The sequence below is a fragment of the Enterovibrio baiacu genome (assembly GCF_004120195.1).
Classification (GTDB): Bacteria; Pseudomonadota; Gammaproteobacteria; order Enterobacterales; family Vibrionaceae; genus Enterovibrio; species Enterovibrio baiacui.
This window is the reverse complement of sequence record NZ_SCHN01000006.1, coordinates 227,014-239,152: the sequence shown is the minus strand read 5'-3', so window position 1 is coordinate 239,152 and position 12,139 is coordinate 227,014. Positions and strand designations below refer to the sequence as shown.

Genomic DNA, 12,139 nt, shown 5'->3' with positions numbered 1-12,139 from the left:
AGGGTCTACCGACCTTGGTGTCTACGCCGTTTTGGTTTCGACCTGTGGTTTTTCATCATCAGGGAGTGCGTCTTCACCTTTCCCTTTTGATGTTTTAATCACGTAGCCCGTCACAGTGAGTGCGAACAGAATACCTGCGACGGTGGAAACGTTCATAGGTAAACCAAAACCAAGTGTGCTGCTGTTCAAGATGAAGGTGACACACACGGTTGTCATGAACATCGCTGGGATCGTGGTGACCCAGTGAAGTTTGTTATGACGGAGCAGATACGCGGAGGCGGTCCACAACATCATGACGGCGGTCGCTTGGTTAGCAAAACCGAAGTAGCGCCAAATGATACCGAAGTCGACTTGGGTAAGAACGCCACCGATAACGAACAGCGGCAGTGCCATCAACAAGCGGTTACGTAAGGTCTTTTGTTCCATGTTGAAGTACTCAGCAAGAATCAAGCGGCTAGAGCGGAACGCCGTGTCACCAGAGGTGATAGGCAGGATCACCACACCGAGGAAGGCAATCACGCCACCAAACACACCGAGCAATCCGAAGGACGCGCCGTAAACCACGTTACCAGGGCCGCCATTAGCAACGGCATCTTGCAGGCCTTCTAATGTGCCGAAGAAGGAGAGGGCAATCGCACACCAAATCAGCGCGATAATGCCTTCGCCGATCATAGCGCCATAAAACACGAAGCGGCCATTCTTTTCGTTTTCCATGCAACGTGCCATCAGTGGCGACTGGGTCGCATGGAAACCAGAGATGGCACCACAGGCGATGGTGATGAACAGTGCTGGCCATAATGGCATGTCATTCGGGTTCATGTTGGTGAACATGTCGCTGAATGCAAAGCCACCCATGACGGTATGTTCGCTTGATAGGCCAATGGCTGTCATCAAGCCCACAGACATGAAAATCAAGAGTGCGCCAAAGAATGGGTAGAAGCGCCCAATAATTTTGTCGACAGGCACAATGGTCGCGAGGATGTAGTAAGCAAAAATCACCACCACCATAAAGGTCATGCTGATATCAAAACTGGTTTGTTCGTTCACCAGTGTGGTGATCATGCCGGCAGGCGCAGAGACAAACACCACGCCAACGAGCAGCAAAAGCACAATGGCAAAGATGTTCATAAAGTGTTTTGCGCCATTGCCAAGATATCGGCCTGTGATCGTAGGAACGGATGCGCCGCCATTGCGGATCGATAACATGCCGGAGAAGTAATCGTGAACCGCACCCGCGAAGATGCAACCAACCACAATCCATAACATGGCTGCTGGGCCGTACAAGGCCCCCATGATTGGGCCGAAAATAGGACCCACACCGGCAATGTTCAGTAGCTGAACCAAATACACTTTCTTGGTCGACATGGGCACAAAGTCCACGCCGTCAGTTTTAGTGTGTGCAGGTGTCGGGCGATTTTCATTGATGCCAAAAATCTTCTCAATGAACGCCCCGTAGAGGAAGTAGCCGCCAATCAGAGCAGCGACACAGGTAAGAAACCACAGCATTGCAATCGTCCTTATTGAATGAAATCACAGCGCGACTATATGGAGAAGGCGGGGTGTTGGCGCGGACAAACTCAGTGAGTGGACGAATAGCGTGTTAAGCGGCAAAAAGAGGCGACAAAAATATTGTGCCAACCTGACATGTTTAGTGACTGAGTGTTCGAAGCAACCCGCAATGGGGGCCAGAAAAGAAAAAGCCCGCCAAAGGCAATTGGCGGGCTTTCAGGCTGCATTCACGACTGTGATTCACTCACAAGGTGATCACCCGTGCGTGCGTTATTTCTCCAACTGAATGTTTCTCACGCGGTAACTGATACCTGCTTGAGAGGCATTCCATTCACCCAAGGTTGCGAATGGCTTGTTCACTTTGGTGATGTCCAACGCGCCTGTGTTTAGGTCAGACACAGGAATGGATACCTGATGCCACATACCCGTTGAAAGGCCGCCAAGGAAATAGTCATCACCTGTACCTTTGGTGGATTCCATCTTCACAACAATGTCGGTGCTTGGGTTTTCACCCGGGTTCGCAATCTCGCCATAGCTGTCGATGTAAATCTCAAAGTTCAATGTACCGCTGTCGGTAAATTGGGTGAGGTTCTGCGTGGTACCTTCAAGCGTGACAATGCCTTTATAGTGCTCAGGGCTGTTTGCATCATAGGTCACGGTGAACTCACGGCTCGCGTCAGATGCATCAGGTTCTGTGATGGTGACATGACCACTGATGTTCGTCCAATCATCGGTACGAACTTGCCATGAACCCAATGCAGGATCCCACGTGTTCCAAACGTCAACCACATCGTCCGTCAATGGCGGTAGGCTAGGTTCAGTAAACACGCTACATGCAATGGCATCATCGGCTGGGTCAACACTGTTCGGAACGAAACGCACTTCACCCAAATTGAACTCAACGGCATCATCGGTATAGATGAGGAACGGCGTGTTCAAGATAGAGAATGCCATGCCTTGGTCTGCGAAACACTGCAGTGGGATCTTAATGGTTGTCCACTTGGTTTCGTTTGCGCCAGACGGTGCTGGTAAGACTTTATTGATGGCAACTTGACCCAAGCAAGGCCATTCACAGTGCATCGCCAATACCATGCTTTCTGGTGCCGCAGACTTCATGTCGATATCAAACTGCAGCGTTGCGTCAGCATTGAGGTAAGCCTGTTTGTCCGTTACGGCTTGATCCAGCGTTTGCATGTAGACCTGCGCTGGCGAGTCACCGTTGAATTTCACATTGATGGCATCTTGCTGGTGGAGGTAATCCATCGGCGTGGTGGTCACAGAACCAATGGTGGTTGGTGTGCCGTTCGACACGCTCTCACCGACCCATCCGTTTGCGGAACCTGCGATGCGAGGAATAAATTCACCCTCAGCACTACGGCCATAAACTTCTAGGTTAGTCGTCGCGATGCCGTTGTCTGGCGCATCTTGGCCACAACCGTAGTCACGTGGATCAAGTTCTAGGTTGTTCAGATCGGCATCTACTCCCATCAAGTCGCTTTTCTTCGCGTTGTAAGAAAGGCCATAGCCATAGGGGAACAGAGGTGCATGCTCGCCTTCGATGTCTTGTTCCATCTCTGGCGTGACATAGTCTTTTAGGTTTGGCGCTTTACGGTTGATGGTGGTGGAACATTTCATGCCAGGCCAAGAGTATGACAAACGGCCTCGGAAGTTTTTACCTTCTTCGCGGAACAATACATCGGTAATACCGCCCGCTTCGGTGCCCGGTAACCAAGCTGCCACGAATGCATCTGAGTTGTTGATCTCTTCATTGACGTAAAGCGGACGCCCAGAGAAGAACACAGTCACAACAGTGAGGCCACGATCTTTGAGTGATTTAATCAGTTCGAGATCGGCGGCATACGTCGACTTGAGTGATGCATATTCAAGGGTTTTGGTCGCGTTGATGTCACCGAACATTTCTGCGTATGGGTCTTCACCTATCACGACAACTGCAATGGCATCTTCTGGCGCTGCATCAACATCGGTAAAGACATTGTCAGTGCCTACTTGATCGCGCATTGCCATCAGCATGGTTGTTGCACCCGGGAAATCACGCTCTAAGGTATTTTCCGTACCTTGCCATGTGAGTGACCAACCCCCTGTTTGCTTTTGAATGTCATTCGCTGCGCTACCAAGGACAAGGTAGTGTTTGTCAGAGGAAAGCGGCAGTGCTTCGTTTTCATTCTTTAACAACACCAAGGATTGGCTGGTTGCCTTACGCGCCAGCTTGCGGTGTTTGTCTGAACCAAGAATATCTTGCTGGCCCGCGAGTTGACGTTGTGATGGTTGCGGTTTTTTCCAAAGGTTTGCACGCATTTTCACGCGAAGAATACGCGTGACTGCATCATCAATACGTGACATTGGAATGGTGCCATCATTCACTTGGTCGATGACATTTTGATAGAACACGGTCCAGTCTTTACGCGCTGTAACCATGAACACATCGTTACCCGCTAGCACGGCCTGTGGACAGTTCGATGCGGTACAGCCATTGATTTCACCATGACCGTTCCAGTCAGTGACAACAATGCCGTCAAACCCCATTTTTTCTTTCAGTACATCGGTCACGAGGTACTTACTGCCGTGGAGTTTCTTGTTGTATTCGTCGGTATTCATCACATCGTAGTTTTCATCATTGTGCCACGAGTTAAATGATGTCATGACCACTTGCGCGCCTGCGTCTAGGCCCGAGAAGTAACCCGTCGCGTGAATGTTGCGTAGGTATTCTTCGGAGTAGTGGTTTTCGCCGCGGTCGACACCTTTATTGGTACCGCCATCACCGACCCAGTGCTTCACGTTAGAGATAACATGACGCTGGCTTTTTAGGCCTTTAGTGCCACCTTGCAAGCCTTCAACCATTTGGCCTGCGTATTGATAGATGATTTCGGGATCTTCTGAGTAGCCTTCATAAACTCGACCCCAGCGGTAATCGCGAGGCGACGCAACGGTAGGCGCGAATGTCCAATCCAAACCTGTTGCGGAGATTTCACGAGCTGTGGCTTTACCGATTTGCTTAATGAGTTTGGGGTTGTTGGCGGCACCTAGGCCGATATTATGAGGGAAAACCGTGGCGCGAAATACGTTGTTGTGGCCGTGTACTGCATCTGTCGCCCACATAAAGGGAATACGAAAACCACGATCGGCATAGGCTTCTTCAACGGCGAGATAATATTTGTCGGCCTCTTCCGCCCAGTCTAATGCAGTGGCGTATTTGTTTTCGTCAGGCCAAGAACCACCGCCATTCAATAGCGAGCCTAATTTGTATTGTTTTGCCTCTTCTGGCGTAACGCCACGAAGATCGGGTTGAATCATTTGTCCGACTTTTTCTTCCAGCGTCATCTGCGCCAAAATATCCGCGACCTTGGCTTCAATGTCGGGATCTTTTGGTACAGCGCTCTTTATTTCCGGCCAATCCGGAAAGTAGGGCACTTTCGATTCTTCCATACAGCCCGCAAGTAACACGAGCGACGCCATTCCTGACACAACTAACTTTCCTTTGAGCATACTGCCCCCTTTGAGGGTTATTTCTTTTTAAGATTGGTCACTCACCACAAGCATATGAACTAGAAAGCGCTTTCTTCGTCAGAGTGTTTGTGTCCCTCGAGCGGAAGATTGACGTGAATGTTCTCGACAACATTTAGCCAAAATTCTGGACAATCTTAGGGGCTGTTTTGGTGGTTTCAATAAGTACACATAAGGCAATCTTATCTTATTTAGTGTTCGATACACTTTCTTATTATAGAGAGCTCGCCGTAAAAACCCGGGTCAAAAAAATATGCTTTTCTTATCACTAATACCAAGTAAGTAGACAGTTTTTTCTACACTTTAGGGGCGATTATGAAAAACAAGGCTCAACCGGTTGATAACGATAAGGATAAAACACATGAAGAAAACAGCAGTTTTGGTCGTTGGCGCGCTAATGCTTTCTGGGTGTGCACAACAAACATTTGTGGTGAATGACAAACAGGGAAACTTAGAAGAAGAAACCATGCAGAGCTTTTTCGTTTCAGGTATTGGTCAAAAGAAAACCATTGATGCTGCCAGTGTTTGTGGTGGTGCAGAAAATGTCGCAAAGGTGGAAGTGCAACAGACGTTCCTTGATGGCTTCTTAGGGTTTGTAACCTTCGGCATTTACACCCCGCGTGATGCGCGCGTGTATTGTCGCTAACTCTGCGGTTGGATGTGCAAGCGTCTGAGTGGTTGATGGTTTGAAAAGGCTTCGAACAGGTACAGGCCTGTAAGTTGACGCTTGTTTCAAACGTCACACATCGTCGATAAAGAAAAAGCCTGACAACGAATACGTGGTCAGGCTTTTGTCTTATTTACCGATGATTACGTTAGTTATACGCACGCGCAAACTTGCCGTTGGATGATGCAAAGTATTCACCGACGTATGCAGGAATAAAGACAGATTCGCCTTTCTCCAGTGTCACGCTGTTTCCTTCCGCATCTTCTACGATCAGTGTTGCATCAACGGCCAGCAAAATCTCAGCGCTGTTGGTGTGCAGCGATTCTTTTGCTGTTGCGTTGTAAACACTGAATTTGAAGTCAGGCACAGGAATAGGGTAATGCTCAGCATTGCCGACTTTTTCTGGTGCCAAACGGATAACGTCTTTTGCCATTGGTACACAACGTGTACACGCAGTTAGCTCTTGCACGTCCATGTGTTTAGGTGTGAGTCCTGCGCGCAGTACATTGTCGGAGTTCGCCATGATCTCAAGGCCTGTGCCTTTGATGTATGCATGGGGGGTACATGCATCCAAGAACATGGCTTCGCCTGGTACCAATGTCAGCGTATTGAGGATAAGCGGCGAGAATAGGCCGATATCACCCGGGTATTGCTCAGATAACGTCAGCAGCAATGCAAACAATTCATCTGATTGGTTCTCTGTCGCAAATGCCAAGAGTTCAGCAACTGCTGTGTCTTTGTCTTCGCCTTCAAGAGAGAGCAGTGCTTCAAAGAATGCACTTAGCCCTTGCTCGTTTTGGTTTGCATCAAGGTTGGCAACCAGTGTGGAAAGCACATCAATATTGAGCTGGTGGAAGAAGGCAAGAATTTCAGAATAATCACGGAAACCATTCATCGCGGTGTATGGCGTCAGTGCGTAAACCAGTTCTGGTTTGTGGTTTGGATCTTTATAGTTACGAAAGCCCGCAGACAGAGGGATACCGGCTGCTTCTTCTTTCGCATAGCCTGCTTCTGCTTGCGCTTTGCTAGGGTGTACTTGCACTGAAAGTGCATTGGCTGCACACAGTACCTTGAACAAGTACGGCAGTTCGCCGAACGTTTCTTGTGTCTGTTGACCAATCACATTGGCCATGTCGCTGCCGATAAAATCAGAAAGCAGGGTTTGCTCACCGTTTACGTCAATTTTTGAACAACCATTTGGGTGTGCGCCCATCCAGATCTCAGCCTGTGGCTTGTTGTCCGGGTTTGGCATGTCGAAAAGCTCACCCAATGCGGTGCGGCTTCCCCAAGCATAGTCTTGGATAACGTTGGTCAGCGGGAAAAAATGTTGGGTTGTCGAGGTCATAATGTTCTTCAATTTTTGCGCCAATTGGCGTGCTCTATTCTGAGTAAGTCAGCGCGACGCTTTATCAAAATTCCGTGCTGACCGAAGCTAGCAAAGTGTACCAGATGTTGTTTTCGTTGAATGGGCACAAAGGCGAATAATCGCTCCCATGTGCTCTAAAAACATTGCTGTTCTATTCACGCTGGGAGCGATATTGGTCTGTCTTTTAACTTATGCCGCTGCGGTTTCTGATGCTGCCACTTTTGATTGGCGCATTTTCTTCAGTGATACCGCAACCAGTGCTGTCACAATCGCACCTGCCGCCATACATGCCAGTGCTAGTACAGGTTTGTTCATCGCACCTAGCAGTGCAACCACAGGGCCACCGTGAGCGACGCTGTTGGTGATGCCGAATGAGAAGGCCATAACAGCCGCAACCATTGAACCGATTACGTTCGCAGGAATCACAGACATTGGGTCTTGTGCTGCAAATGGAATCGCACCTTCAGAGATACCGACTAGGCCCATTGCACCTGACGCTTTACCTGCTTCGATTTCCGATTCTTCGAAGATGTTGAACTTGCGACCGATAACCGTTGCCAGTGACATACCCAGTGGAGCAACAGGGATGGCACACGCCATTGCACCCATGAATTGCGTTTGGCCGCTTGCGATCATGCCAACAGAGAACAGGAAGGCCACTTTGTTGAATGGACCACCCATGTCGAAGCCAGCCATGCCACCAAGCACAATACCCAGAAGGATAACGTTACCCGTGCTCATGTTGGTTAGCATGGTGTTCAAGCCTTCCATCAATCCTGCAATCGGCGCGCCGATAACGAAGATGAACAAACCCGCAATGAACAAGCTACCCGTGATTGGCGCGATCATGATTGGCACGAGCGGTTGAATGAACTTATGGTAGTTGCGTGTCGCAATCCATTTTACAAAGTAACCGACCAACAGACCTGCAACGATAGCACCGATGAAACCCGTACCCGCATCCGCGCCGTAGAATGAGCCGTTGTTGGCAATCCAACCACCGATAAGACCCGGCGCCAGACCCGGACGGTCTGCAATCGCGTAAGCAATGTAACCAGAAAGAATTGGGATCATCAGGGTGAAGGCAACCACACCCACATCCAGCACTTTGTTCCACAGGCTACCAGGAGGAATCGCCATGCCCGCTTCTGATGGTTGACCACCAATCGCCAGTGCCAATGCAATCAATAGACCGCCTGTTACAACGAACGGGATCATGTGTGATACGCCGTTCATGAGGTAGCGGTACAGATCTGAACGAGCTTGTGATGATTTGCTTTCAGTGCTCTCGCTTGACCCTTCGTCAGAAGACGCCGCGTACGCTGGCGCGTCAAGTGCTTGTGAAATCAGGCCTTTCGCATCTTTGATAGGCGCTTTTACGCCGGTTTTGATCAAGCGTTTACCCGCAAAGCGCGCCATGTCGACCTGTTTGTCACAGCTCACGATGATGGCTTCTGCGCGTGCAATTTCTTCTGCCGTTGGGCTGTTTTTCACGCCGATAGAACCGTTGGTTTCTACCTTCATTTCATAACCCATTGCTGCCGCGCCTTTTTCAAGGGCTTCCGCTGCAAGGTAAGTGTGCGCGATGCCAGCAGGGCAACCTGTTACGCCAATCAGCAACCCTTTGTTCGCTTCAATCGCTTGCTCGTCAGCTTTCTTTTCCATCAGAAGTGCCAGTGCGTCTGATGCAGAGGTCGCTTGCAGGAATTGCTCAATAAAACCGTCTTCAATCAGCTTTGATGACAATTCTGCAAGCACTTCGATATGGTGGTTTGCGCCGCCATCTGGCGAAGCAATCATGAAAAAGAGTTTTGAAGGCTGGCCGTCTTCGGCACCGTATTCAATGCCATTGCGACTGATACCTATCGCGACTGCAGGGTTCGATACCGCCGCACTTTTTGCGTGTGGCAGTGCAACACCGTCTTCGAAACCTGTGTTACCCAGCGCTTCACGTGCATGGATGTCAGCGAGGAATTGGGTTTTATCACTGACTCGACCTTGGGCGTGAAGCAGTTCGATCATTTCGACGAACACGTCTTCTTTCGTGGTCGCTTTTAGGTCTAAGCAAATCAGCGATTCGTTGATTAACGTATTAATCATGAGTTTTACCTCTGAATGTTGTTCTTATTGTATGAGCATATTTTCCCGTGACAGGGCGAGACTCGAAAGAGGAAAAGAAAGGCTTTTACTGGAAAAATGTAACATTGATTTGTTGGTGTGATCTGTTTCTCATTGAGATTAATAGGTGATAAGTGGTGATGAATAATGAAAAAATACTTATATACAGGGGCTTAAGGGTGGATTTTAAGATTGTGTACATTGACCGTAAATGGTGGTGTATTTTCTTTGACTAGAAATTCGTAACCGAAGATTGAAGTTTGCTTTCGCATTTTATTGAGCAAGGTCACGAATTTGCTGCGGTTTGTTCTGAAGTGCTCGGTTGTCGTCAAAATGGGGCAGATAATGCGCGCCATGTTTTCACGTAAAAATAGATGTTATGAGTCAGGTCTTTTCGCTGTTGCTCGACAACCTTCTGGGTGAAAGGGAGCATTTCAATCGCATTTGGTTTGCGAGCGACCAAGTCACACCGCCAACCTTTAGCTATCAAGTTAACTTCCCTCGCCTTGAATTGGTGATCAGTGGTGAATACCCCAACCAAATTGAAAATGCGGATAAGTCGATCAGCGAAGTCACCTTATTTGCGGGCGATGCGCTTTATGTACCGCCCAATAGTTGGAACAAACCCAACTGGGAAACAGATTGCTCCGTGTTGAGTTTACTGTTCGGTAAGCGACAACTTGGGTTTAGCTTGGTGGGGAAGGCAAAAGCACAGCCGAATTTTTATGACGTGCAAAAGCACAGCATTCAAACGCGCACTGGCCACGCCATTGATCATATTCTGAGTGCGTTGAACAGTTTGGCGAAAGAGCCTGTTCAGTCACCGATGGACAGCCACTTGCTGCACGCCTTATTAAGCTACAGCCAGCAAATGTTGCTTGCGCCAGAAGCGGGGCGTCGCAATCGCGTCGAAGATTTGTATCAAGGGATTTGTATTTACATTCAAGAAAACTTTCACCGTGACATCAGCAGGGAGTCCATAGCCGCGCGCTTCAGCATTACGCCCAATCACCTGTCGCGGCTATTCCGCCAACAAGGCCATATGCGAATGGCGGACTACATCACTTGGGTGCGTGTTGATCGGGCGAAATTCATGTTGAAGCGATACGATTTTCGATTAAGCGAAGTGGCCACGCGGTGTGGTTTTCAGGATGTGAACTATTTCTATCGCGTGTTCAAAGCGAAAACAGGGCTCACGCCATCTGAGTATCGTGGTAGCAACTAAGCCAAGTAAGCTGATGATGCGCGCAGCGTTGTGGCTTTAGTGACTTTTCAGTGCGGTTTCTAGCGAGTGAAGCACGATGGTTTCGACAATGTCTAACGAGGTGTTTTCTTCAAGATACCGACAGAAGGTCGTGTCGAGAAGCTGCTGTGAGAAGGTTGAAAAGGCCACAATATGCTCGCGCACGGGCGGCTTTGGGAGCATCACGCCGATAATGCGCGTTACCTCTCCACGTTTTGATAACCAATCCAGCGGTTGTTCTGTGGACGCGATGAAGACATGAATGTGACTCACCAAAGGCGTCATCACATGGGGAAGCGCGATGCCATTGCCCATGCAGGTCGATGAAACGTTTTCCCGTGCGTACAAGGCATTAAACAGGGCTTCTTGGGTGGTGTCTTCGCGATTCTCATTGTCGGCGACGCGCAAGGCAAATTCAGCCAGTAGCGCGTGTTTATCAAGGTTCGATTGAGGGGCTTGGTAAACACGATAAGAAAAAGGCAGAGAAATAAATGCGCTGGTGGGCGTGGCTTTCGAGCGCTTACCGCCACAGACCAAGATACCGTGCTCGGCGGCGAAATCGGTTAACACCATGGCCGCAAGTTCGGCATCATTGCCTTCAATCAATAATTGGCAAAGATCGTTAGGGCGCGAGCTGAGGCTCAGAATGCGTATTGGCTGCTCCGCGTTCGCGGCATTGCGTTGAGACAGGTTGCAAAACACGGTAACGGAGCGGAATAGACCCGCCAATGTTTTTAATCGATTCAGCTTCCATGCTGGTAAACCTTCGTCGCCGATCAGAAAGGTGATGCGTCGACTGATGGTTGGCATTGTCATAACGCTTTGCAGCGCTCCAACACACTGACAGGATCTGTCAGTACTTCTTCAATGGTTACGCAGTGGATCTTGCTACCCGAGAAGCGCGCTCTGTCTTCAATTTCAATATCAGATGCAATCAACACAACGTCTGCTTGGGCAATGTCTCGAATGCTTAACGGGTTTTCAATGCCCATCGCACCTTGGGTTTCGACATTAATGTGGATGTTCTTTTGTGCGGCTGCTTTTTTCAATTCAGCAGCGGCCATGTAGGTATGCGCAATGCCTGTAGGACAAGCGGTTACAGCGACAATTTTCATAGTGCTATCTTTTCGATTAAGAAGTAAATCCTGCACGGCGTGCGTGCCAGAGGGCGCGCATTGTCTACGAAGACTTGCGCTACGTCAGTGACTTAGCCCACGTTGTTGAAACGTGATGTGTCGCTTTTGCCAAAAGGGCAGTGGCGACATCCATTTCCACAGCAGGTTCCACGCTTCAAGTGATACCACGCAGAGAACACCATAAAGCCATTTTCCATGGTGTAATCCAGCCCTTCAATCAGGTCAGGGTTGTTTGCGTAGGGCTTGGCTAAACGTATCAGGTCATTGACGCTGTATTCTTGGTAGAGCACGTCTAACTCTTGGTTAATGCGCTTTGCTAAACACCTTGGGCACAAGCATGCCAAATTGTTCTTATCGGCAACGGGCAATATGTGCGGATATTGCATGCACCAACACGCGCCAGTATCGGCGGTGCAGGTGAGTGGGGCGTTGCACTGAGGGCATGATGTCATTGATGAATCTTCGTGTTGTTGAGCAAAGCCTTCCGCCGAAAAGCGTGTCGGCGAAACATGAAGCACGCATTCTACCTAATTTTATACCCATCCTTCATCCTCGGATTCAGCGGAAGCCCAACGCGC

General features: G+C 49.2%; 9 protein-coding genes. 2 read left to right on the top strand and 7 right to left on the bottom strand.

Going from position 1 to position 12,139, the window contains the following annotated elements; translation table 11 throughout:
• Positions 1-21: 21 nt before the first annotated feature.
• Together EQP46_RS03670 and EQP46_RS03665 are read right to left on the bottom strand one after the other, a co-directional pair.
• Positions 22-1,506 carry a carbon starvation CstA family protein gene (locus EQP46_RS03670; RefSeq protein ID WP_129492350.1) on the bottom strand — a complete coding sequence of 495 codons (1,485 nt, stop codon included), beginning with the start codon at positions 1,504-1,506 and terminating at the stop codon, positions 22-24.
• A 273-nt stretch (positions 1,507-1,779) separates the two neighbouring features.
• Entirely contained in the window at positions 1,780-4,983 is a 3,204-nt protein-coding gene (locus EQP46_RS03665) for a glycoside hydrolase family 3 protein (RefSeq protein WP_129492562.1), read from the bottom strand.
• A 409-nt stretch (positions 4,984-5,392) separates the two neighbouring features.
• On the opposite strand from EQP46_RS03665, the gene EQP46_RS03660 reads away from it, so the two are divergent.
• Positions 5,393-5,677: a Bor family protein gene (locus EQP46_RS03660; protein ID WP_017012928.1), complete on the top strand. Its 285-nt coding sequence runs from the start codon at positions 5,393-5,395 to the stop codon at positions 5,675-5,677.
• Positions 5,678-5,846: 169 nt separating this feature from the next.
• Here EQP46_RS03660 and manA read toward each other — a convergent pair whose 3' ends face one another.
• Together manA and EQP46_RS03650 are read right to left on the bottom strand one after the other, a co-directional pair.
• On the bottom strand, positions 5,847-7,043 hold the full coding sequence (gene manA, locus EQP46_RS03655) for a mannose-6-phosphate isomerase, class I (RefSeq protein ID WP_129492349.1): 1,197 nt from the start codon (positions 7,041-7,043) through the stop codon (positions 5,847-5,849).
• A gap of 210 nt (positions 7,044-7,253) precedes the next feature.
• Entirely contained in the window at positions 7,254-9,164 is a 1,911-nt protein-coding gene (locus EQP46_RS03650) for a PTS fructose transporter subunit IIABC (protein ID WP_129492348.1), read from the bottom strand.
• A 397-nt stretch (positions 9,165-9,561) separates the two neighbouring features.
• On the opposite strand from EQP46_RS03650, the gene EQP46_RS03645 reads away from it, so the two are divergent.
• Positions 9,562-10,407 (top strand): helix-turn-helix transcriptional regulator, encoded by an 846-nt coding sequence (locus EQP46_RS03645; RefSeq protein ID WP_129492347.1) that lies wholly within the window; start codon positions 9,562-9,564, stop codon positions 10,405-10,407.
• A gap of 36 nt (positions 10,408-10,443) precedes the next feature.
• On the opposite strand, the gene EQP46_RS03640 is transcribed toward EQP46_RS03645, so the two are convergent.
• From EQP46_RS03640 to EQP46_RS03630, 3 genes are all read right to left on the bottom strand, one after another.
• Positions 10,444-11,235, bottom strand: a complete 792-nt coding sequence (locus tag EQP46_RS03640; RefSeq protein WP_240671641.1) for a PTS sugar transporter subunit IIA — start codon at positions 11,233-11,235, stop codon at positions 10,444-10,446.
• Between the two features lie 2 nt (positions 11,236-11,237).
• Positions 11,238-11,540, bottom strand: coding sequence for a PTS fructose transporter subunit IIB (locus EQP46_RS03635; RefSeq protein WP_129492345.1), 303 nt, complete (start codon positions 11,538-11,540; stop codon positions 11,238-11,240).
• A gap of 92 nt (positions 11,541-11,632) precedes the next feature.
• Positions 11,633-12,079, bottom strand: coding sequence for a cysteine-rich CWC family protein (locus EQP46_RS03630; protein WP_240671640.1), 447 nt, complete (start codon positions 12,077-12,079; stop codon positions 11,633-11,635).
• Between the last annotated feature and the right edge of the window lie 60 nt (positions 12,080-12,139).

What these genes read in the sequence shown, in the direction of transcription:
- EQP46_RS03670 (WP_129492350.1), bottom strand. Translation starts at nt 1,506, where the DNA reads ATGCTGTGGTTTCTTACCTGTGTCGCTGCTCTGATTGGCGGCTACTTC.
- EQP46_RS03665 (WP_129492562.1), bottom strand. Translation starts at nt 4,983, where the DNA reads ATGGCGTCGCTCGTGTTACTTGCGGGCTGTATGGAAGAATCGAAAGTG.
- EQP46_RS03660 (WP_017012928.1), top strand. Translation starts at nt 5,393, where the DNA reads ATGAAGAAAACAGCAGTTTTGGTCGTTGGCGCGCTAATGCTTTCTGGG.
- manA (WP_129492349.1), bottom strand. Translation starts at nt 7,043, where the DNA reads ATGACCTCGACAACCCAACATTTTTTCCCGCTGACCAACGTTATCCAA.
- EQP46_RS03650 (WP_129492348.1), bottom strand. Translation starts at nt 9,164, where the DNA reads ATGATTAATACGTTAATCAACGAATCGCTGATTTGCTTAGACCTAAAA.
- EQP46_RS03645 (WP_129492347.1), top strand. Translation starts at nt 9,562, where the DNA reads ATGAGTCAGGTCTTTTCGCTGTTGCTCGACAACCTTCTGGGTGAAAGG.
- EQP46_RS03640 (WP_240671641.1), bottom strand. Translation starts at nt 11,235, where the DNA reads ATGCCAACCATCAGTCGACGCATCACCTTTCTGATCGGCGACGAAGGT.
- EQP46_RS03635 (WP_129492345.1), bottom strand. Translation starts at nt 11,540, where the DNA reads ATGAAAATTGTCGCTGTAACCGCTTGTCCTACAGGCATTGCGCATACC.